Origin of the sequence: Paracoccus methylovorus (assembly GCF_016919705.1) — a bacterium.
Taxonomy (GTDB): domain Bacteria; phylum Pseudomonadota; class Alphaproteobacteria; order Rhodobacterales; family Rhodobacteraceae; genus Paracoccus; species Paracoccus methylovorus.
Window position 1 is genome coordinate 1,308,625 of the sequence record NZ_CP070368.1, and the last position, 22,054, is coordinate 1,330,678.

Annotated in this window: 19 protein-coding genes and 1 tRNA gene; 9 read left to right on the forward strand and 11 right to left on the reverse strand. The window is 65.0% G+C overall.

What is annotated here, in order from left to right; translation table 11 throughout:
• Positions 1–2 precede the first annotated feature (2 nt).
• From ilvD to cls, 3 genes are all read right to left on the reverse strand, one after another.
• Entirely contained in the window at positions 3–1,736 is a 1,734-nt protein-coding gene (gene ilvD, locus JWJ88_RS06555) for a dihydroxy-acid dehydratase (protein ID WP_205293314.1), read from the reverse strand.
• A 96-nt stretch (positions 1,737–1,832) separates the two neighbouring features.
• Positions 1,833–2,156, reverse strand: coding sequence for a 4a-hydroxytetrahydrobiopterin dehydratase (locus JWJ88_RS06560; RefSeq protein ID WP_205293315.1), 324 nt, complete (start codon positions 2,154–2,156; stop codon positions 1,833–1,835).
• An 11-nt stretch (positions 2,157–2,167) separates the two neighbouring features.
• Positions 2,168–3,571 carry a cardiolipin synthase gene (gene cls, locus JWJ88_RS06565; protein ID WP_240200113.1) on the reverse strand — a complete coding sequence of 468 codons (1,404 nt, stop codon included), beginning with the start codon at positions 3,569–3,571 and terminating at the stop codon, positions 2,168–2,170.
• Positions 3,572–3,683: 112 nt separating this feature from the next.
• Between cls and accD the strand changes: the two genes are divergently transcribed.
• Both accD and JWJ88_RS06575 read left to right on the forward strand, forming a co-directional pair.
• Positions 3,684–4,613, forward strand: a complete 930-nt coding sequence (gene accD / locus JWJ88_RS06570) for an acetyl-CoA carboxylase, carboxyltransferase subunit beta (protein ID WP_205293317.1) — start codon at positions 3,684–3,686, stop codon at positions 4,611–4,613.
• Positions 4,614–4,629: 16 nt separating this feature from the next.
• Positions 4,630–5,898: a bifunctional folylpolyglutamate synthase/dihydrofolate synthase gene (locus JWJ88_RS06575; protein ID WP_205293318.1), complete on the forward strand. Its 1,269-nt coding sequence runs from the start codon at positions 4,630–4,632 to the stop codon at positions 5,896–5,898.
• A gap of 11 nt (positions 5,899–5,909) precedes the next feature.
• Here the strand turns inward: JWJ88_RS06575 and zapE are convergent, their stop codons facing one another.
• Entirely contained in the window at positions 5,910–7,019 is a 1,110-nt protein-coding gene (gene zapE, locus JWJ88_RS06580) for a cell division protein ZapE (RefSeq protein ID WP_205293319.1), read from the reverse strand.
• 194 nt (positions 7,020–7,213) lie between these two features.
• Between zapE and JWJ88_RS06585 the strand changes: the two genes are divergently transcribed.
• Entirely contained in the window at positions 7,214–8,596 is a 1,383-nt protein-coding gene (locus JWJ88_RS06585) for a coniferyl aldehyde dehydrogenase (protein WP_205293320.1), read from the forward strand.
• Here the strand turns inward: JWJ88_RS06585 and JWJ88_RS06590 are convergent.
• The 6 genes from JWJ88_RS06590 to JWJ88_RS06615 form a co-directional block, all read right to left on the reverse strand.
• Positions 8,593–9,900, reverse strand: coding sequence for an MFS transporter (locus tag JWJ88_RS06590; RefSeq protein ID WP_205293321.1), 1,308 nt, complete (start codon positions 9,898–9,900; stop codon positions 8,593–8,595). The two genes, JWJ88_RS06585 and JWJ88_RS06590, sit on opposite strands and share 4 nt — an antisense overlap.
• Positions 9,901–10,078: 178 nt before the next feature.
• Positions 10,079–11,581, reverse strand: coding sequence for an immunoglobulin domain-containing family protein (locus JWJ88_RS21725; RefSeq protein ID WP_240200114.1), 1,503 nt, complete (start codon positions 11,579–11,581; stop codon positions 10,079–10,081).
• Between the two features lie 230 nt (positions 11,582–11,811).
• Positions 11,812–11,887, reverse strand: a tRNA-Thr gene (locus JWJ88_RS06600).
• 51 nt (positions 11,888–11,938) lie between these two features.
• Positions 11,939–13,687, reverse strand: coding sequence for a heme biosynthesis protein HemY (locus JWJ88_RS06605; RefSeq protein WP_240200115.1), 1,749 nt, complete (start codon positions 13,685–13,687; stop codon positions 11,939–11,941).
• A 10-nt stretch (positions 13,688–13,697) separates the two neighbouring features.
• Positions 13,698–15,194, reverse strand: a complete 1,497-nt coding sequence (locus tag JWJ88_RS06610) for a COG4223 family protein (protein ID WP_205293323.1) — start codon at positions 15,192–15,194, stop codon at positions 13,698–13,700.
• A gap of 126 nt (positions 15,195–15,320) precedes the next feature.
• On the reverse strand, positions 15,321–15,995 hold the full coding sequence (locus JWJ88_RS06615; RefSeq protein ID WP_205293324.1) for a uroporphyrinogen-III synthase: 675 nt from the start codon (positions 15,993–15,995) through the stop codon (positions 15,321–15,323).
• 64 nt (positions 15,996–16,059) lie between these two features.
• Here JWJ88_RS06615 and tsaD point away from each other — a divergent pair, with 64 nt between their 5' ends.
• Genes tsaD through JWJ88_RS06640 form a run of 5 tightly spaced genes read left to right on the forward strand, consistent with a single transcriptional unit; the run spans position 16,060 to position 20,602 of the window.
• Positions 16,060–17,130, forward strand: coding sequence for a tRNA (adenosine(37)-N6)-threonylcarbamoyltransferase complex transferase subunit TsaD (gene tsaD, locus JWJ88_RS06620; RefSeq protein ID WP_205293325.1), 1,071 nt, complete (start codon positions 16,060–16,062; stop codon positions 17,128–17,130).
• Positions 17,127–18,071: an NAD(P)H-dependent glycerol-3-phosphate dehydrogenase gene (locus tag JWJ88_RS06625; RefSeq protein ID WP_205293326.1), complete on the forward strand. Its 945-nt coding sequence runs from the start codon at positions 17,127–17,129 to the stop codon at positions 18,069–18,071. The genes tsaD and JWJ88_RS06625 overlap by 4 nt, the downstream gene beginning before the upstream one ends.
• Positions 18,071–18,343 (forward strand): YciI family protein, encoded by a 273-nt coding sequence (locus tag JWJ88_RS06630; protein ID WP_407673843.1) that lies wholly within the window; start codon positions 18,071–18,073, stop codon positions 18,341–18,343. The genes JWJ88_RS06625 and JWJ88_RS06630 overlap by 1 nt, the downstream gene beginning before the upstream one ends.
• The gene (locus tag JWJ88_RS06635) at positions 18,343–18,768 is read left to right on the forward strand and encodes an EVE domain-containing protein (protein WP_205293328.1); all 426 of its coding nucleotides are present in this window, start codon (positions 18,343–18,345) and stop codon (positions 18,766–18,768) included. Before JWJ88_RS06630 ends, JWJ88_RS06635 begins: the two co-directional genes overlap by 1 nt.
• A gap of 40 nt (positions 18,769–18,808) precedes the next feature.
• A complete protein-coding gene (locus JWJ88_RS06640; protein ID WP_205293329.1) occupies positions 18,809–20,602 on the forward strand; it encodes an ABC transporter transmembrane domain-containing protein in 1,794 nt (597 codons plus the stop codon).
• 171 nt (positions 20,603–20,773) lie between these two features.
• On the opposite strand, the gene JWJ88_RS06645 is transcribed toward JWJ88_RS06640, so the two are convergent.
• Entirely contained in the window at positions 20,774–21,316 is a 543-nt protein-coding gene (locus JWJ88_RS06645; RefSeq protein ID WP_240200116.1) for a CAP domain-containing protein, read from the reverse strand.
• Between the two features lie 132 nt (positions 21,317–21,448).
• Between JWJ88_RS06645 and lysM the strand changes: the two genes are divergently transcribed.
• Positions 21,449–21,937: a peptidoglycan-binding protein LysM gene (lysM, locus tag JWJ88_RS06650; protein WP_205293330.1), complete on the forward strand. Its 489-nt coding sequence runs from the start codon at positions 21,449–21,451 to the stop codon at positions 21,935–21,937.
• The last annotated feature ends 117 nt before the right edge of the window (positions 21,938–22,054 follow it).

Sequence of the window (22,054 nt, forward strand, 5' to 3'; positions counted from 1 at the left end):
TGTTATTGATCCATATAGACATGGGTTTCGGCCGCAGCCCCCGGATGGGTGACGGCGCCATACCGGGCCTTACCAACCAATTGCGCATATTTCCACAGCACCCCAGCGGCATAGTCGGTCTTGCGCGGCCCGGCCCATTCCGCACGGCGACGGGCCAGCTCCTCGTCCGGCAAGGCCACCGAAATCTCGCCCCTGAGCGCGTCGATGGTGATCATGTCGCCGTCGCGGATCAGGGCGATGGGTCCGCCATGCGCCGCCTCGGGGCCGACATGGCCGACGCAGAAACCGCGTGTCGCGCCGGAAAACCGGCCATCGGTGATCAAGGCCACCTTTTTGCCCATGCCCTGCCCCGACAATGCCGCGGTGGTCGCCAGCATCTCGCGCATGCCGGGTCCGCCCGCCGGGCCTTCGTTGCGGATCACGATGACGCAGCCCTCGCTGTAGTCGCGGCGGGTGACGGCCTCGAAAGCCTCTTCCTCGCATTCGAACACGCGGGCCGGGCCGGTAAAGACCTGATGTTCGGGCGTGATGCCGGCGACTTTCACGATGGCCCCATCAGGCGCAAGATTGCCCTTTAGCCCGACGACACCGCCGGTTCGCGACAGCGGTGCGGCCACCGAATGGATGACCTTGCCGTCGATCTCGCGATCGACCAGATCCAGTTCCTCGCCCATGGTGCGGCCCGATGCAGTGATGCAATCCTCGTGGATCAGGCCGGCGCGACGCAGCTCGCGCATGACGACGGGAACGCCGCCAGCCTCGAACAGGTCCTTGGCGACGTAATCGCCCCCCGGCCGCAGGTTCACGAAATAGGGCGTGTCGCGGAACACGTCGCAGACGTCGAACAGGTCAAAGGGGATGCCGGCTTCATGCGCGATGGCGGGCAGGTGCAGCCCGGCATTGGTCGAGCCGCCAGTGCAGGCCACCACCCGGGCGGCATTCTCCAGCGACTTGCGGGTCACCACGTCGCGAGCGCGGATGTTCTTTTCGATCAGGGTCATCACCGCCTCGCCCGAGGCCAGCCCGTATTGATCGCGCGATTCATAGGGCGCCGGCGCGCCCGAGCTGTTCATCAACGCCAGCCCGATGGCTTCTGACACGCAGGCCATGGTGTTCGCGGTATATTGCCCGCCGCAGGCCCCGGCCGAGGGACAGGCCACGCGCTCAAGAATTTCCAGTTCGGCATCCGACATCTTGCCGGCCGCGTGCTGGCCCACGGCCTCGAACACGTCCTGCACGACGACGTCCCTGCCGTTCAGCTTGCCCGGCAGGATCGAGCCGCCATAGATGAACACCGAGGGCACGTTCAGCCGCACCATGGCCATCATCATGCCCGGCAGCGATTTGTCGCACCCCGCCAGCCCGACCAGCGCGTCATAGCAATGGCCGCGCATGGTCAGTTCGACCGTGTCGGCGATGGCATCGCGCGACGCGAGGCTGGAGCGCATCCCCTCATGCCCCATGGCGATGCCGTCGGTGACGGTGATGGTGGTGAACTCGCGCGGACAGCCGCCGCCCTTTTTCACACCCTGTTTGACGGATTGCGCCTGACGGGCCAAGGCGATGTTGCAGGGGGCGGCCTCGTTCCAGCAGGTGGCGACGCCCACCCAAGGGGAATGGATCTCGTCTTCGGATATTCCCATGGCATAGAAATAGCTGCGATGCGGGGCGCGGGCCGGGCCTTCGGTGACATGGCGGCTGGGCAGGCGCGACTTGTCGAAACGGCTGTTTTTCATGGCTGTGTCCTCTGGCTAATTCTGGATAAGCCCCGCCCGCCCGTGGGACAAGGGCTTCGGCCCCAAGCGCCGCCCGCAGTCCTCAGTCCGCGACGGTCACCCGGTTGCGGCGTCCAGACGGGCGGCCATGATCAGATCGTTCATGGTTACGCCACCCGCCGAATGGGTCGCATAGGTGACGCTGGCAAACCCCCAGCCAAAGGCGATGTCGGGATGATGGTTGGCGGCCTCGGCCTGCCATGCGGCAAGATTGGCCAGTTGCGCGGCGCGCTTGAAGCTTTTGAAGCGCCAATCGCGGCGGATCGACTTGCCATCCTGCGCAAGCCGCCATTCCGGCAGGTCGGCCAGCGCGGCGCGCAATTCGGCGGTTGCCAGCGCCGGGGCGCCGTCCACGATCTTTTCCTTGCCCAGTCCGGTCATCGAAACCTCCGTCACAGGATCGGCGCTGCCAGCGCCAAAAGATTGTTGCGCAGCCGGCGCCAGACAGACCAGCCACGGATCTCGTCCAGCCGGATCGGGCGGGCGCGGTCGATATAGCTTTGCTGGCGTTCATCCAGACGATCGGTGATGTCGCCGCCCAGAAACAGCATGTTCATCTCGTAATTCAGTTCAAAGCTGCGGCGGTCCATGTTGGCGCTGCCCAGCATGGTCATGCGGCCGTCGGTGGTGATGATCTTGGAATGCAAAAGCCCGCCCTGAAACAACATCAGCCTGACCCCGGCCGAGACCAGCCCGTAATAGAACCCCTCGGACGTGGCCTGCACCACCAGCGAATCATTGCGCTCGGGCAGGATCACGGTCACGTCGACGCCGCGCCGGGCCGCCGTGCGGATCGCCGAATCCAACGAGGAATCAGGGACGTAGTAAGGGGTGGTGATAACCAGCCGCTCTCGCGCCGCATGAACCATCGTCACCATGCAGTCCGACAGCGAGCCCTTGCGTTCGTCAGGCCCGGTGGCGACGACCTGCGCCACCTCGCCCGGGGCGGTGACGGGGCGGGTCATGCGCAGCATCTCGCCCAGATCCTCGCCAGTATAGCTCATCCAGTCCTGCAAAAAGACTGCCTGCATCTGTCGCACGACCGGCCCCTCGATGGCCAGGAAAACGTCGATCCATGGTGCGAAGCGGGGTTTGATGGCAAAGGCGCGGTCCGAGCAGTTGCGGCTGCCGGTAAAGCCCAGTCCATGGTCGATCACCACGATCTTGCGGTGGTTGCGCAAGTCCATGCGCTGAAACAACCCACCGATCACCGGGATGCTCAGCGGAAACGCCTCGACACATTCCACGCCGGCATCCTTCATGCGCGCCCATGCGTCCGAACGGCCGAAGGCGCGAGAGCCGAAAGCGTCGATGATCGCCCGCACCTTGACGCCGCGCAGGGCAGCCCGTGCGGCGGCCTCGGCCACCGCGCGGCCCGAGGGGTCGTCCAGCCAGATATAAAACAGCATATGCACATGCTCGGTCGCGCCGTCGATGGCATCGACCAACGCGGCGATGGCGTTGTCATCTTCGGGCAGCAGGGCCGCGCGGTTGCCTGCGACGGCCGCGAACCCGGTCGTGGCATGATTCGCCTTGATGACGGGTGCTGCAAAATCCGGCAGGTGCTTCAGTTCTTCGGGGCTGGGTTGCCACAGGCCGGACAGGTGCGAGCGGACGTTGGCCATGGTCTCGACCTCGGCGCCGCGCATGCGAATCTCGCCAAAGAGGATATAGGCCAGGATACCGACCAGCGGCACCAGCTCGATCACCAAAATCCATGACAGGCGGACAGTCGGCTCCAGCCGGGGACGCAGCAGCACGCGGACCGAAACGGCCAGCGCAGCAGCGTAATGCATGAACACAAGGGCTTCAGTCCACATATTCGCATGAAAGCCCGGACAGCGTGGAATTGCAATTCCGCACCGCTTTGCCTATCTGACGGGCTGAACGCAGCGCAGAGGCCCGCCGATGAACTGGATTACCAATTATGTCCGTCCGCGCATCAATTCGCTGTTCTCGCGCCGCGAGGTGCCCGAGAACCTGTGGACCAAGTGCCCGGAGTGCGGGACCATGTTGTTCCACCGCGAATTATCCGAAAACCTGAACGTCTGCACGAATTGCGACCATCATCTGGCGATTTCGCCCCGGATGCGCTTTTCCGCGCTGTTCGACGGCGGCGTCTTCGTCGAGGTGAAGGTGCCCGAACCCGCAGCCGACCCCTTGGGCTTTCGCGACCAGAAGAAATACCCCGACCGCATGAAAGCCGCGCAAAAATCCACTGGCGAGAAAGAGGCCATGCTGGTCGCCGAGGGCGAAATCGGCCGCACCCCCATCGTCGCCGCCGCGCAGGATTTTTCCTTCATGGGCGGCTCGATGGGCATGTATGTGGGCAACGCCATCATTGCGGCAGCCGAACGCGCGGTAAAACTGAAGCGCCCCCTGGTGCTGTTTTCCGCAGCCGGCGGCGCGCGCATGCAAGAGGGCATCCTCAGCCTGATGCAGATGCCGCGCACCACCGTCGCCGTGCAGATGCTGAAAGAGGCCCACCTGCCCTATATCGTCGTGCTGACCCATCCCACGACCGGGGGCGTCACCGCGTCCTACGCCATGCTGGGCGATATCCACATCTCCGAACCCAATGCGCTGATCTGCTTTGCCGGGCCGCGCGTGATCGAGCAGACCATCCGCGAAAAGCTGCCCGAGGGTTTCCAGCGCGCCGAATACCTGCTGGAACACGGCATGCTGGACCGGGTGACGCATCGCAAAAAGCTGCGGGAAGAGCTGATCTCGATCCTGCGGATGCTGGGCGGGCTGCCCGCGCCGGTGGTGGGCGATCTGCCCGCGCCCGGCAACATCGCCGCCCCCCGCACCGAGACCGCCGACAGCCCCGCTGCCTGATCGAAGCGATATCACGATGACCTCCTCGGACGCCATTCTTGCGCGGCTCATGCAGTTGCACCCCAAGGTCATCGACCTGTCGCTGGACCGGATGCATCGCATTCTTGCCGCGTTGGGGAACCCCGAACGCCATATCCCGCCGGTGATCCACATCGCCGGGACCAACGGCAAGGGTTCGACGCAGGCGATGATCCGCGCCGGGCTGGAATCGGCGGGCCGGCGCGTCCACGCCTATACCTCGCCGCATCTTGCGCAGTTCCACGAGCGTATCCGGGTGGCGGGCGAGCTGATCCCGGAAGCCGCGCTGGCCGCCGCGCTGGAGGAATGCGAAGCCGCGAACGCCGGCGCGCCGATCACGTTCTTCGAGATCACCACGGCGGCGGCCTTTCTTGCCTTTTCGCGCACCCCTGCGGATTACACGCTGCTGGAGGTGGGCTTGGGCGGCAGGCTGGATGCGACCAACGTGATCGAAACTCCGCGACTGAGCGTCATCACGCCGATCAGCATCGACCACACGCAATATCTGGGCGAAACGCTGGCCGAGATCGCCAGCGAAAAGGCCGGGATCATCAAGCGCCGCGTGCCCTGCATCGTCGCGCCGCAAGACCCCATCGCCCGCGAGGTGATCGAGAAAAAGGCCGAGCGGCTTTTCGCCCCGCTGCGCATCGCCCGGCAGGACTGGGACAGCAGGCGCGAAGGCGACAGCCTGATCTATCAGGACGACCACGGGCTGATGGACCTGCCCCTGCCCAGCCTGCCGGGTCCGCATCAGATCGTGAATGCCGGCACCGCCATCGCCGCATTGCGCGAACTGGGCTTTGGCCGCATCGAGGCCCGCGCCGCCGTGGTCGAGGCGGAATGGCCGGCCCGCATGCAGCACCTGACCCATGGTCCGCTGGTCGAGGCGGCGGGTCAATGCGAACTATGGCTGGACGGCGGCCACAACCCGGCCGGGGGCGAGGCCGTGGCGGCGACGCTGTCAGCCATGGCGCGCCGCCCGACTCATCTGGTCTGCGGCATGCTGAACACCAAGGACGTCGCAGGTTACATGCGCCCTCTGGCCGACGTCGCGCAAAGCCTGACCGCCGTGGCGATCCCGGGAGAGCCGAACACGCTTTCAGCCGAAGATACCGCGGCGGCGGCAGCCTCGGTCGGGCTTGTCGCCTCGACCGCCCCGGACGCGCTGGCAGCGGTCAGCCGTATCGCCGCCGAGCAGCCCGGCGCGCGTATCCTGATCTGCGGCTCGCTTTATCTGGCCGGGCAGGTGCTGCGCGGGAACGGCTAGGTCCGGGACAGCTAGGCTTTGCCCCAACCCGCGTCGCGCATCTCGCGCAGACGGCTGGCGGTGCGCTCGAACTCAAAGACGCCTTCGCCCTCGGCATAAAGCTGCTCGGGTTCGTCGGCGGCGCTGGCGATAAGCCGCACCCTGGCCTCGTAAAGCGCGTCGATCAGGGTCACGAACCGCTTGGCCTCGTTGTAATTCGACTGGCTGAGGCGCGGGATGGCGTCAATGAACAGCGTATCCAGCGCCTCGGCCATGGCCAGATAATCCGCCGGGCCCAAGGGCTTGCCGCAGATATCCCAGAAACCGGCCCGCCCAATGCGGCCGACATGCTGCGGGATCTCGACCTTGCGGCCCTTGATTTCCAGCACCAAGGCTCCGTCATCGCCCGCGCTGCCGGTCTCGGCTTGCCACAGCGCATCCATATGCGCCCGGGCTTGCGCATCGGCGGGGATGAACCAGACCTGCCCGCCCTCATCCCGGTTCTGGCGGTGATCGGTGGGGCTGGCCAGCTCCACCACCTCCAGCTTTTCGCGGATCTGCGCGATGAAGGGCAGGAAAAGCTGGCGGTTCAGCCCATTCTTGTAAAGATCCTCGGGCACCCGGTTCGAGGTGGTGACGACCGTTACCCCCTCTTCGAAAAGCACCTGAAACAGCCGGCCGACGATCATCGCATCGGCGATATCGGTGATCTGCATCTCGTCAAAGCACAGCAAGCGGGCCTGCTGGGCCACCGCCTTGGCGACCGGGCGCACGGCATCCTGCTGGCCGGTCTTGCGCACCCCCTCCAGCGCGACCTGAATTTCCTGCATGAATTCGTGGAAATGCACACGGCGCTTGGCCTGAATAGGCGCCGCCTCCATCACCAGATCCATCAGCATGGACTTGCCGCGACCGACCCCGCCCCAAAGGTAGATACCCTTGACGCCCGGGGCAGGTGCTGGAGCATTGCCGCGCAGCCGCGACAGCCAGCCGGTCTTTTGCACTGCGGCAGGCACCGGCGCCGCAGCGGCCAATTCCCGCACCATCCTGTCCAGCACCGGAAGGACGCCACGTTGTGCCGCATCAGGTTCCAGCCGGCCGGCGGTGACGCGGGCCTCATAAAGTTCGGATACGCTTGCCATATCCGCCCCCTGCCAAAGAAAGACCCCGCCCGCAAGGGCTGGCCCGGCAATTCCAGAGAATTTTGCCATGGTTCGACCCATGCCACCGGAATCCCCGCATGACCTGCGACGAATGCGCCAAAGGCGCAGGCTTGCACCGCAGGGGTATGAAGGGGACAATCCCGCAATCGGGTGAAAGGAAGTCGCGGCCCTTGATGCGTGAAATATTCGATTCGATCCAGACCGCCGCATATGCCGAGCCCATGCCGGACTGGTCCACCCGCGCCGCAAGGCTGCGCGCGCTCCGGCAGATGTTGCGCCAAAATCGCCAGCGGTTCGCAGAGGCGATCGCCCGCGATTTCGGACAGCGCCCGCAGGCCGAAACGGATCTGGCCGAGGTCTTTCCGGCGCTGACCGGCATCCGCCACGCGCTGCGCCACGGCCGGGGCTGGATGCGGCGCAGGCCGGCGCGAACCGGCCTGTGGTTCCGGCCGGCACGGTGCTGGGTCCAGCCCCGCCCCCTTGGGGTGGTGGGGATCGTGGTGCCGTGGAACTATCCGGTTTTTCTAAGCTTCGGGCCGCTGACCGACGCGCTGGCAGCCGGCAATCGGATAATGATCAAACTGTCCGAACACGCCCCAGCCTTTGCCCAAACCTTTGCCGAGGCAGCGGCGCGACATTTCGAAACGGATGTGCTGGCGGTGGTGACAGGCGGGCCAGAGGTCGCGGCAGATTTTACCGCCCTGCCCTTTGATCATCTGTTGTTTACTGGCTCCACCCAAGTCGGGCGGCGGGTGATGCAAACGGCGGCGGGAAACCTGACGCCGGTCACGCTGGAACTGGGCGGAAAATCCCCGGCGCTGATCGCCCCCGACGCGCCGCTTGCGCATGCGGTAGACCGGATCATGACCGGCAAGCTGCTGAACGCCGGCCAGACCTGCATCGCGCCGGATTACGTGCTGCTGCCCCGGCCCCTGGTCGACGACTTCATCGCCCTTGCCCGCGACTGGGTCGACCGGCATTATCCCCGGCTGGCCGCAAATGCCGATTACACCCGCATCATCAACGCCGCGCAGTTCCAGCGGCTAAGCGATTCGATCGCCGCCGCACGTGACGCCGGATCGGTTCTGCATCCGCTTAGCGATACCGCTCCCGATCCCGTCAACCGCCTGATGCCGCCGATAATCGTGACGAATGCGCAAGGAGCGCTGGCCGAACAGGAAATCTTTGGCCCGGTCCTGCCGCTGGTGCCCTATGATCGGCTGCGCGAGGCGGCGGATCACATCCTTGCCCACCCGCGCCCGCTGGCCTTCTATCCCTTTACGCGGGATGAGGAGACGCTGTCGCTGCTGCTTGGATCGGTCGCAGCGGGCGGCGTGACGATAAACGACACGTTGCTGCATGTCGCCCAACACGACCTGCCCTTTGGCGGCGTCGGAGCAAGTGGCATTGGCGCCTATCACGGCAAGGCCGGTTTCGAGCGGATGTCGCATTTGATGCCGGTGTTCCGGCAGGCGCGGCTGAACGGCACGGGATTGCTCGCGCCGCCTTATGGGGCGCGGTTCCGTATGTTGATGCGCTGGATGCTACGGGTCTAGACGATGGACTGGTTGCGGGTCTCGACCCTGATGAACAGCGTGGCCACCGCCCCCAAAAGCAGCAGCGCCGCAAAAACGCCGATCGCCACGCCAAAGCCCCGCGCCACCACATAGCCCAAGAGCGAGGGCGCCAGCAGACCGCCCACGCGCGCCACGGCACTGGCGGCCCCCATGCCCGTTCCGCGCAAGCCCGTCGGGTAAAGCTCTGGCGTAAAGGCATAAAGCGCGCCCCAGGTGCCCAGCAGCGCAAAACTCATCAGCAAAAGCGAGGCCGCAACCAGCCATGGGCTGCCAGCGATGGTGAACAGAAAACATCCCGCCGCGCTGAGGACCAGGAAGATCTGCAAGGTCGGCTTCCTGCCCCAGCTTTCCACGCCATGCGCCGCCAGTGCATAGCCCGGCACTTGCGCCAGCGCCATCAGCACCAGAAAGCCATAGCCGCGCACAAAGCCAAATCCGCCCTTGGCCAGCTCCGCCGGCAACCAGACGAAAAGACCGTAATAGGATAGCGAGACCAGAAACCAGGTGGCAAAGATGCCGATGCTGCGGTTGCGAAGCTCGGGCCCGAACAGCCGCATCCGGGGGGCCGGGGGGGCGGTCAGCCGGGTTCCCTCTGGCAGGGCGCGAGCACCGTTGGTGGTCAGCACGCGGTCGATGACGGCTCGCGCGCCTGCCTCGTCACCTTTGCGCAACAGGAACATCGGCGATTCAGGGACCCACAGACGCAGCCAGATCCCGACCAGCGCCGGCAGCGCCGCCACGGCAAAGATCCAGCGCCAAGGCTCGACCACACCGGCCAGATGCGCAAGCCAGGCAGTCACGGCGATGACGATTGTGCCGATGGCCCAGAATCCCTCCAGCCAGACCAGCCAGCGGCCGCGATTTCTTGGCGGCAGGAATTCGGCCATCATCGCGTAATCGACCGGCAGTGTCCCGCCGACCGCCATGCCGGTCAGAAAGCGCAGCATCATAAGCGTCCAGATATCGGGCGCAAAGACCGAAGCCAGGCCGAAAACAGCATCACAAGCCACAGTCAGCAACAGCACATTGCGGCGGCCGATCCTGTCGGCAATGCGCCCGAACAACGTGGCGCCTGCGAACATGCCAAGAAAGAACAGCGTGCCGGTTTGCAGCGCCTGCGGCACAGTCAGGCCAAAGCTTGCCGCAATCGAACTGGCGGTAAAACCGATGGCGATGACCTGCATCGCATCCGCCGCCCAGACCAGACCAAAGATCCCCAGCAGCCGCCATTGAAAGCGGCCCGCGCCGCCTTGGGTCAAGGCCTCGTCTATGGTCAGTTTCATGGGTTATCTCCGCTCTGCCGCTTGCCGGCAGTTTTGCGACGATCGCCGCGATGTCCACCGAAAAACGCGCGCAGGCGCACGGTTTCAGGCGCAGTGATGCGGCACATCGGGCGAGTATGTAGAAAGGCCGCCCCGATTGGGCGGCCTTTGGGTCAGGACCCTGCTTGATACCGAAGCTTCACACCCTCACGAAATCCTCGATAACCTGTTCGAAACTCGCGGCAAAACTACCACCGACAGGTTTCGTGAACAGCGCCGCGCGGCTCAGCGTGCCATGAACGAACTGACCAGCGCGAACAGTCACGTAATTCAACCACGGCGTGCCAAGCGGCGTTTCCGTTATGATTGAGCCAGACAGAGTATAGGCGCGCACCCTTTGCAGCGCATTATCGATCTCCAGCCCGACGACGAATTCCTGCCCGTAGGTCACGTTCCCCAGCGAAATACTGCGGGATACGCCGTCGTCATAGCGTGCCTGCAAAGTGCCCTTGTTGTCGTGGATCGCCAGTTTGCCGCCCGACGGGTTCGCCGCAAAAAGCTGTGCCACGCCCGAACCATAGCGGTCCATCATCATGCGCAAAACGATGAACGCCCCGTCGATATCGCTGGGCGCAAGGGCAGACGCCTGCAAGAAGCGTCCATCATTGAACCTGATCCCGGTCGAGGTCATGGCAATGGCATTGCCCGTGCCCGCTACCGTCAGATTCCAGCCGCCATTTCCGTCATTGTTCACCCCCGCGACATCCGTATCGGCGCCGCTATAGGCCGACCCCGCGTGAATATAGCCCGCCGCCTGCGTATAATCGACTGTCGGCACGGATGCGGCGGCAACCGTCAGCAGCGCAGGATTGGCCACGACGGTTCCCGAAGCATTGCTCCAGTTGACCGCCAGCGCGTATTCGCCCGGCTCGGACAATTCCATGCTCAGCGCCTCGGGATCGACCCTGTCGCGGATAGGATCGTCGTCAAGCGTCAGAGTCCACTCTGCAACGGGTGTCGGTACACCTTCGGCGCGGCCCAGATCCAAGGTGATGCTGTCACCCAAGCCGGCATTCTCGGGCAGTATCGCGGGCTGGCGCGCAATTGCCGGTGCCTCGTCAGACGGAAGCCCTCCGATCAGCACCGCGCCGCTGGCATCCATCAGTATCGCAGGCTCATCACCATGATAAATTTGCCCCACCCCATCAAAAAGGCATTTGTCCACGCTGCCGTAAGTTGCCGGCGGCTCTTCCCGTCCATTCACCACCACCAGATCATTCGCGCGTCTTTGGCCCTCCGGCAGGGCGAGATAGCGGTCGTAACCCGCAGCGACGATCAGCCGCGCCGCGCCGCCCTCGCGCGCCGACCGCAGGTTTTGCGCGCTGGTCCGCTCCAGGTCCCCCAGCGTGGTGTCCAGCGCCGAGACCAGAAACAGCGACTTCGCCTCGAACACCTTGGCGACATATTGGTTGTAGCCCTCGATGGTCCAGGTGGTGCCGGCGCTCTCGCCCTCGCCGTTCACGATCAGCTCCAGCGACCAGGCGCCCTGCGCGTCGGTCGTCGCCCCGACCTTTTGCGTCACCACCCGCAGGCCGCCGTCGAAAATATCCGAGCCCTGAAGCGTCGCGATGATCTTGCCCCCGGCGATCGGGGCAAGCGTGGCGTCCATCAGCACGCCCCTGACTGTGGCTTTGTTCGGCATGTAACCCTCTTCTCATCCGAAATGGCGCGGACATTATCCCGAAGAGGCCAACGCGTTGCCAAAATCCCCCCTGCAACGGCCGCGCTAGGGCGCGTCAGCGGTTTACGAGTGCAAGATAAGGGGGTCCGCACAGGGCATCCGAATGGCGGAAGGGCATCGTTGTTGCCTTCAGCCCCAAAAGCAAAAACCCCAGAGAAATAAGCGATACACGCTGATTTCTCTGGGGTTTCTGGTGCCGGTGAAGGGACTCGAACCCCCGACCCCATCATTACGAATGACGTGCTCTACCAGCTGAGCTACACCGGCATCTTATGTGCCGCGCCGGATAGCAGGTTCCGGCGCGGGCGAAAAGGGGGATCAGCGATTTTTCCCCGCAATCTTTACCTCCTCCGGCTCGGGCGGTTCGACATCCGGACGAACAGGCAGGATATCACCCTGACCGGCGATCAAAGGTCGGGCTTCGGACACGGGCGCAACCGCCGGTTCGGGCACCGGATCGGGATCGGTGACGGTCATAGCAGGCTCGGCCCCGCTCACCACCGGTGAGGCACGACGATAATCCGATTCGCGCGGCACCATCCCGGGCGAGACATCCGCTATTTCAACGCGGGTCGAGGCAGCTTCGGATTTGCGCGCCTCTGGCTGCGGGGCGGGTGCACTGGGCTGGGACTGGGGCTCGGCCGCGGAACGGGTCGTCATGTCGCTTGCCGTCTTGTCGGAATGCGGGGCACCGACCAGCAACGGCAGCATCTCGACGCCATTCGAGGCAGTGGCCCCCCACGCGGGCGTATCGGGCTCGCGCCAGGTCAGCGTATCGAAGCCGCCGCAGCTATCGCAGACAGGGGACCAATCCGCCATGACATTATGGCACTTGTCGCAAACCCATTGCTCTCCGCGGCTGGCAACCAGCGCCTTGGCCAGAATCCCGCGCACCACGGCGTCGTCACTGCCCTCGCCGCGCTCAACGGCAGCCAGAATCGAAAGCGAGCGCACAGTCGGATGCTTTTCGGCCAGATCGCCAAGCGCACGGCGGGCACCGGGGAAGTCCTCGGCGGCCAGCAACAGTTCGGCGCGCAGCAACCGGGTTTCCTCGTGATCCGGGTTTTGCCGCATCAGATCCTCGAAGCGGCGCAACCGTGCAGCCGGTTTCTCGTCGGGCACGATCTCGGCATAGGTTGCGGCGATCGAGGGGTGCGGGCGCACGCTCCAAGTCTTCTGCAGCACCCGGCTGGCGTTACGGCTGTCGTTCTGGGCGATATAGCTGCGCGCAGCCAGCACGGCAGCAGGGATCAGGTCGGGACTGGCACGGTTGGCCGAAATCGCGGCCTCGCGGGCGCTGATAGAATTGCCCTGCGCCAACACCTCGGATGCCTCTTTCAGCGCCAGCACCGCGTCGCGGCGGATATGCACATCCTTGGGCAAATGACCCTGCTGGCGCTTGTCCTTGAGCACGGCCCGCGCCCCTCTCCAGTCGCCCTCGCGGGTTTGCAGTTGCAGCAGCGTATCCTGCAATTCGGCATGTTTCGGCTTCAAAGCATAGGCTTTCTCGGCCAATTTCAGGGCCGTAGAAGTATCACCCTCATCCAGCTTCTGACGCATCAACCCACGGACCCCCACAAAGCGGGTGCGCGGATCCGAGAGGAGCCGGCGATAAACCTCGCCGGCCTTGCGCCGGTCGCCGGCAACTTCGGCGGCCTGTGCGGCCAAAAGATCGGTGACATGCGGCTTGTCCAGAAACTTCGCCGCCTTTGCCGCCTTGTCCTGCGCCAGCTTGCCCTCGCCCGAGGCGACGGCAAGCATACCCTCGGACAGCGCGTCATAGCCCTTGCGCTCGCGCGAACGGGCAAAGTAGCGATTAATTGCCGTCTCGTCGCCCAGAAGAAAGCGCAGGAAAGCCACAAGCAGGCCCAGGATACGCACGGTGATCCAGCCCAGTAGCACGACGATCACCGCCGCGATGACCAGTTGCACGGGACCCAGCGTGTATTCGGTGCCGCCATAGACCATGCTCAGGCCCTGACCGGTTTCCGAAAGCTGCATCGCGCCCAGTGTCAGGACCAGCACGATGGCGAAGAACATCAGGATTTTCAGTGCCGAAAGCAGCATGGCGCGCCCCTTACATGCTGCCCGCGGCCAAAGTGGCCAGCGCGGCATTGGCTTCGACCCACAATTGGGCCCGGGCGGTCCAGTCGGCCATCGCCGCTTGACCGGATTGCGGCAGGGTGGCGATTTCGTCCAGCGCCCCCTTGATATCGCCTGCATTCACCGAGGCATCGGCACGCGACAGGACCGCATCCGGGTCGCTGCCTTCGCGCGGCTCGACCGAACGGGCGCCGGTTTGCACGCGCAGGAAGTTCCCGATGGTTCCCAACGCGCCCTCATTCTCGGGGGCCTCTGCGCGGGCCGCGGCCAGCGCCTCGCGTGCAGCAGTGGGGAAGCTTGTGCGCAACTGGCCCAGCGTCGGCACGTCGCCGGTCAGCACGGCAGGCGGCTCGAGCCCAGCGGCGCGCAGATCGGCCAGCGCCTGATCGCGGGCACCGCCCGTTTCGATCGCGGCTTGCAGAGCGGCGGCGGCGGTGGCGGCCTGAGCGCGGCGGTTCGCCGCCTCGGCGCTTTCCTGCAAAGCGGATGCCTGCGTCTCGGCGGCGGCGATTCGCTTCTCGGCCTCTTCGGCAGCGGCGGCGATCCGGGCTTGCAGGGTTTCGGCTTGCGCGGCAAGGTTCTGGACCTGCTCGACGGCAGTGGTATCGGTCACAGGCCGTGCCGCGAGTTCGTCGATACGCCGCTGCTGCGCGGCGATCTGCCCGGTCAGTTCGTTCAGAACCTGCTGCAGCGCCTCGCTGTTCTCCCCTGAAACGACGGGGGCCACGACGGGACGCGCCGCCAGATCGGCCACGGTCTTTTCAAGCACGGTCAGTTTTTCCTCCAGCGCCTTCAACGCCTCGGCATCGCCGCTTTGCGGCACCACATCGGCCAGCGCCTGCCGTGCGGCATCGGCACCAGCGTCGGCCGCGCGGGAGGCAAAGGCGTCGGCCTGGGTCTGTATCTCGGCGCGCGCGGCCTCGACGGCGGCTTCGCGTGCGGCTGTCACCTGCGCTTCGGTCGGCGCGGACTCGGTCACGCCCGGCTGCCAGGCGGGTGGCAGATGCGGAATGGCCCACCAGGCGGCCGCAGCGCCCAAGCCGGCAGCAACGACACCACCTACGAAAGTCGGCGCGAAACCGCCCTTGCGCACCTCGACCACACGGGTTTCGGTCTTGACGGGTTGAGACTGCGGGGCGGCGGCTTTCGGCGCTTCGGTCGATGCGGTCTCGACCTTGGCGACAGGCGGCACGCCGGCCGGGCCAGTCGGGGCTGCAGGCGGTGGCGCGCCGGTTTTCGATTCGCTCACTGGCTTGCCAGCCTCGGGCTTGGGCGCGGCCGGATCGGCGCCTGTGCCGCTGCCGACCAGCTTCGATTCGATCTGCGGCTTCGGTTCGGACTGCGCGGCCAAGGCCCCTTCGCCGGCGCTGACCGGACGGCTGTCGATAACGGGACCCGAGACCGCTTTCTTTTTACTGTCTTTCCCGGGGCTTGCCTTGCTCTCGCTGGAATTGGTTTCTGGCTTCTTCACAATTCTTCCCCGTTCCCTTTCGTATTGCGACCCGGCGACCATAGGGCATGGACCGCCTTTCGCCCGCAATCATGACTGGCTCCCGCGGGCAGTTTAGTCGGCGGTGCGTGGCGCCTCAACCCGCCCTCATGCGGATTGTTCCGTGTCCAGCAGACGCTCGACGGCCCAAAGCACCCCATCGGCATCGGGCGTAGGTGCCGGCAAGATGCGCGCGGCAGGACCCTGCCAGGCATCCCGTGCCGCAGGACTGATCGGCGCCAGCCACAGCGGCGCCTGCGCATCGGCCGCCTGCCCCGACAAGATCCGCGCCGAGCGAGGCGAGAACAGCGGCAGGATCACCGGCGCCTCGCCGGCCAGAACCGACAGCGCCGCCGCGTTCAGGGGGTGAGGCAATTGGTCATAGACCACCATGTCCGGCACCGGCAAAACCTTGGCCACATGGGCGCCATGCGGATGCAGCCAGCCCTCGTCCAACCCCTCCAGCAGCGGCATCATACGGGCCGCATCGCCCGGTCCTTCGGTCACATCGAAACCCGCCGCGCGCGCCGCCTCGGCAGTGGCGGGCCCCACGCAAATCGCCGGACGGGCGCGCCCCGCGCCCGCTGCCGGGACCGCATTGACCGAGGTGAAAATCAACCCCCGTGCCGCATCCAGCCGCCCCGTATCATGCGCCACCGGCTGAATGCGCAGCACCGGAGAGATCAGCACCCGCACAGCCAGAGGCGCCAGAGCTGCGGCAAAACGCCGCGAGGCCGGTTCGGGACGGGTCAGAAGCAGGACAGGAGCAAGGTTCGGTGGCATGGCAATCGGCCCGACAAGGTGTTACTTGCCCAATGCCTAGGCCCTTGGCGGCGCGGGAACAAGGATGAGCATGGGACTGACCTTTCTGGGCATAGAAAGCAGTTGCGACGACACCGCCGCAGCGGTGGTGCGCGACGACCGCACGATCCTTGCCTCGATCGTGGCGGGACAGACGGCGCTGCATGCCGATTTCGGCGGGGTGGTGCCGGAAATCGCCGCCCGTGCCCACGCCGAAAAACTGGATCTTTGCGTCGAGGAGGCACTGACACAGGCCGGGCTGCGGCTGACGGATCTTGACGGGATCGCCGTCACGGCCGGGCCGGGGCTGATCGGCGGGGTATTGTCGGGCGTCATGCTGGCCAAGGGGTTGGCGGCAGGCAGCGGGTTGCCGATTGTCGGCGTCAATCATCTGGCTGGCCACGCGTTGACGCCGCGACTGACCGATGCCGTGCCCTATCCCTATCTGATGCTTCTCGTCTCGGGCGGGCATTGCCAGTTTCTGTCGGTCGCCGGCCCAGACCAGTTCACCCGGCTTGGCGGCACCATCGACGACGCGCCGGGCGAGGCCTTCGACAAGGTGGCAAAGCTTTTGGGCCTGCCCCAGCCCGGCGGCCCCTCGGTCGAGAATGTCGCCCGCAGCGGGGACGCGCGCCGCTTTGCCCTGCCGCGCCCGCTGCTGGACCGGCCGGGATGCGATCTCAGCTTCTCGGGCCTGAAAACCGCCGTACTGCGCCAGCGCGACGAGTTGGTGACGGCACAAGGCGGGCTGCACGAACAGGATCGCGCCGATCTTTGCGCCGGCTTTCAGGTTGCGGTGGCCGAGGTGCTGGCCGAAAAGACCCGCCGCGCACTGGCGCTTGCCCCTGCGCCGGTTCTGGCCGTGGCCGGGGGGGTGGCCGCCAATGAAACCCTGCGCACCGCCTTGCAGACAGTGGCAACGAATGCGGGCGCGGCCTTTCTGGCCCCGCCTCTGCGGCTTTGCACCGACAATGCCGCCATGATCGCCTGGGCCGGGATCGAAGCCTTTCATTCCGGCCAGCGCGACGGCATGGATCTGGCTGCGCGGCCGCGCTGGCCGTTGGACCAGAACGCTGCGCCAATGCTGGGTGCAGGCAAACGGGGGGCAAAGGCATGAGCGTGGCTATCATCGGCGCAGGCGCCTTTGGCACGGCACTGGCGGTTTCACTGGCAAGCAAGGGTCCGGTCACGCTTTGGGGCCGTGACATCGAATGGGCCGGTTTGGGTGAAAACCCGCGCCTGCCCGGCGTGGCCCTGCCCTCTGCGTTGCGCATTACCGACCGGCTGGAGGAAATCGAGGCCGAAACCGTGCTGCTTGCCCTGCCCGCGCAGGTTCTGGGCGGATTTCTAGCCGAACATGACAAGCGTTTCGATGGCCGCAATCTTGTTAGTTGCGCGAAGGGGATCGACCTTGCCACGCTGACCGGACCTGCAACCATGATCGGCACGGCCTGCCCGCAAGCCACAGTGGCAGTACTGACCGGTCCCAGCTTTGCAGCCGACATCGCGCGCGGCCTGCCCACCGCCCTGACGCTGGCCTGCGCGGATGCCGGCGCGGCCGAGGCGCTGCAACGCCAGCTTTCGACCGCCACATTGCGGCTTTACCGCACCACCGATGTAATCGGCGCCGAACTTGGCGGGGCGCTGAAGAACATCATCGCCATCGCCGCCGGGGCCGCCATCGGCGCGGGCTATGGCGACAGCGCGCGCGCCAGCGTCATCACACGCGGCTTTGCCGAGATGCTGCGGCTGGCCACCGCGTTGGGGGCCCGGCCCGAAACCCTGCCCGGCCTGTCGGGTCTGGGCGATCTGGTGCTGACCTGCACCTCGGAACAGTCGCGCAATTTCCGCTATGGACTGGCGTTGGGATCGCACCAGCCCTTTGCCGCCGGCACCACCGTCGAGGGCGCCGCCACCGCCCGCGCCGTGACCGCGCTGGCCGAAAGGCTGGGGATCGAGATGCCGATCTCGAATCTGGTCGCCGGTCTTGCCCAAGGCCGCATCGGCATGGAACATGCGCTGGATTTTCTGTTGAACCGCCCGCTCAAGGAGGAATGATGCCCCTTTTCGCCGTAATCTGCCGCGACCATGCCGGCAAGCTGCAAACCCGTCTGGATACCCGCGAAAAGCATCTTGCCTTTCTTAAGGACCAGCCGGGCCTGAAAATGGCGGGCCCGCTGGTCGAGGAGGGAGAGATGCGCGGCTCGCTCCTGATCGTCGAAGCCGAAGGGTTGACGCAGGTCAAGGAATGGGCGGCGCAGGACCCCTACAAGGCAGCGGACCTGTTCGCCTCGGTCGAGGTGATCGAATGGAAGAAGGTGATCGGCTGATGGCGTATTGGCTATTCAAATCCGAGCCAGACGTTTTCAGCTTTGACGACCTGATCGCCAGGGGCGCGCAGGGCGAACAATGGGACGGCGTGCGCAACTATCAGGCACGCAACAACATGCGGGCGATGAAAAAGGGCGACCGCGGCTTTTTCTATCACTCGAACATCGGCAAAGAAATCGTCGGTATCTGCGAGGTGGTGGCCGAGGCGCACCCCGATTCTACCACCGACAACCCGAAATGGGAATGCGTCGATGTCCGGGCAGTCGCCCGTGTCCTGCGTCCCGTCTCGCTGGATGAAGCCAAGGCCGAACCGCGGTTGAAGGACATGGTGCTGGTCAACAACTCGCGCCTTTCGGTGCAGCCGGTCTCGGATGCGGAATGGGAGATCATTCTGGAACTGACCGGCGGCACCCAGACGCTCTGAACGCGCCAACAGGCACCATCCGGACCACCCAGGAGGATACATGGCACGCGGACCCCAACCCATCGTGGATCGTCCGACGACGAAACGCATCGGTGCTCTCAGGGCGCTATGGCCATTCATCCGGCCCTATCGCGGATTGCTGCTGGCGGCACTGATCGCATTGTCGGTCACGGCGGCGATCAGCCTGGTCCTGCCACTGGCGGTGCGCCGGGTGGTCGACGGTTTCGACGCCGGTGCCCATCTTCTGGACCAGTATTTCGGGGCGGCACTTGCCATCGTTGCCCTGCTCGCTCTGGGAACCGGCATGCGCTATTATCTGGTCACCCGGCTGGGCGAGCGGGTGGTGGCCGACATCCGCAAGGCCGTCTTCGGGCGCGTCATCGCCATGAGCCCGGCCTTTTACGAGCGGGTTCTGACCGGCGAGATCATCAGCCGCATCACAACCGACACCACGCTGATCCAGTCGGTCATAGGCTCGTCGGTCTCGATCGCGCTGCGTAATTTCCTGATCCTGATCGGCGGCATGGTGATGCTGGTCTGGACCTCAGCCAAGCTGTCGGGGCTGGTGCTTTTGCTGGTTCCGCTGATCGTCGTGCCCATCGTGGTGCTGGGGCGTCGGCTGCGCAAACTGTCGCGCGAGAATCAGGACTGGATCGCACAGTCCTCGGGCGCGGCATCGGAAAGCCTGCTCTCGGCCCAGACCGTTCAGGCGTTCACGCAAGAAGGCCCCACCCGAACGCGGTTCAACGACGTGACCGAACGGTCTTTTGACTCGGCGCTTAACCGGGTCAGAACGCGAACGGTGATGACGGTGATCGTCATCTTCCTGATCTTCTCGGGCGTGCTGGGCGTGTTGTGGATCGGGGCTCGCGATGTGCGTCTGGACGTGATGAGCGTGGGCGAACTGGTGCAATTCGTCATCTATGCCGTGCTGGTCGCGGGCGCCGTGGGCGCGCTTTCGGAAATCTGGGGCGAATTACAGCGCGCCGCGGGTGCAACGGAGCGGTTGACCGAACTATTGATGACGCAGGACGTGTTGACCGATCCACCCCAGCCAATTGCCCTGCCCCGTCCGGTTCAGGGCGCAATCCGGCTTGACGACGTGACCTTTCACTATCCCTCGCGCCCCGACCGTTCGGCGCTGGAGGGCGTTACGCTGGACATCCGCCCCGGCGAAACGGTGGCGCTGGTCGGTCCGTCGGGGGCCGGCAAGACCACGGTGATCCAGATGCTGCTACGGTTCTGGGACCCGGATTCGGGCGCCGTGCGGATCGACGGTATCGACCTGCGCGACATGGCCCGTGCCGATTTCCGCCAAGCCATCGCACTGGTGCCGCAGGATCCGGTGATCTTTGCCACCACGGCCCGCGAAAACATCCGCTTTGGCAGGCCCGACGCCTCGGACGCCGAGGTCGAGGCCGCCGCCCGCGCTGCCCACGCCGACGAATTCCTGAAGCTGCTGCCGCAAGGCTATGACAGTTTTGTTGGAGAGCGCGGCGTGATGCTGTCAGGTGGACAGAAACAGCGCATCGCCATCGCCCGCGCCATTCTGCGCGACGCACCGATCCTGCTGCTGGACGAGGCAACCTCGGCACTGGATGCGGAATCCGAACGGCTGGTGCAGCATGCCGTCGACGAACTGGCCCGCAGTCGCACGACGATCATCATCGCCCACCGTCTGGCCACGGTGAAGAAGGCCGATCGCATCGTAGTGTTCGATCATGGGGAGATCGTGGCCCAAGGCCGGCATGAGGAATTGGTTGCGCAGGGCGGGCTTTACGCGCGGCTGGCGCGGCTGCAATTCACCGAAGGCGCGTTGGAGGTTACTGGCTAGACAATTCGCCCGCTCAACTCGCGCCACACATGACGGCGCACGGACCGAGCGGCACAATGGGTAAATGAATACCCAAGCGTCTGGCCGAGAGGAACAGTGCGCAAGGCTAGGCAGAAACCGCTTTGCACAGCTTGGACTGACAAAAGGCCGGCGCGGGCGGCAGGGTGTCTTTTAGCGTGGCGCGCTATAGACCGCCGCCCAAAAGACCGTCTTGCCGTCCGCGCCCAAGGCCTTGCCAATACCGTAATGCCGGACTTGTGGTATCAGGATATTGGCCAAATGCCCGCGGGAGCGTTCCCATTCCGCCAGCACCCGGTCCTGCCCCCAAGGGCCTGCTGCGATATTCTCGGCGGCGAGGCTGGGTTTGTACCCTTCCTTCTTGAGCCGTTGCATCGGCCCACGGGTCTTGCTGCCTTGATGCGACATCACGCTACGCTGGGCCATGTCGCAAGCATGCCGGGCCGCAGCCGTCGCAACATCGCGGTTCGTCTTCAATGCAGGCAGGCCGCGCGCCTTGCGGGTAGCGTTTGTGGCACGAACCGCTGCCTCATTTTCCTGCATCGATGTTTGATAGCAAATGACCTTTCCCGGCCGGCCGAGGGCACCTGCATCGGATTTGGTCGATATCCATACCCCGTCACCGGCAGCGGCGGGAATCGCCATCAACGCAATGACCGGCAGTGCGGACAATAGGTTACAAGTTGCTTTCAGCATTCGATCCTCACTAGACTGGTCCAAAGTAGGAACTGCGCCCCTGCTTCTCAACTTCCGATTGCTTAAATTTGTCTGGAACCACCGCTTCGGCGAAACGTTGCCACCGCCGACACAGCCCGAAAAGGAGAGGTCATGGCTATTTGGGATTTCGTAAAAGACGCCGGAAAATCGCTGTTTGGATCCGAGGCCGAGGCGCAGGAAGCCCCTGCCCAGCCGGCGCAAAGCGACACGGATCGCAAGGTGGCCGCGCTCAAGGCCGAACTGTCAGCCTTGGGCCTGACCGGCAAGGATGTGCACCTGAAACTGCGCGGCGACACCGTGGTCATCTCGGGCAAGGCGCGCGATCAGGAGACGCTGGAAAAGCTGATTCTGGCGGTGGGCAATATCAAGGGTATTGCCCGGGTCGAACTCGCCGAGGATGCAGGCACCGAGACGCCCGCCCCCGCGGCGGCCACCCCCTTGTTCCACACCGTGCAAAAGGGAGAGACCCTTTCGGCCATTGCGCAGAAATATCTTGGCAAGGCAAATCGCTATCCCGAGATATTCGAGGCCAACAAGCCAATGCTCAGCCATCCCGACAAAATCTATCCCGGCCAGACGCTACGCATCCCCCAAATCTGAATTCGCACTGCGACGCTGCGTTTCCGCCCTTGTTTGGCGTGGCGGAATGCTTGCCAGAATGCTGAATATTAGCCCATTCTGCCTTCAGCGGGGCATAGCCCCAAAGGGAGAATTCGG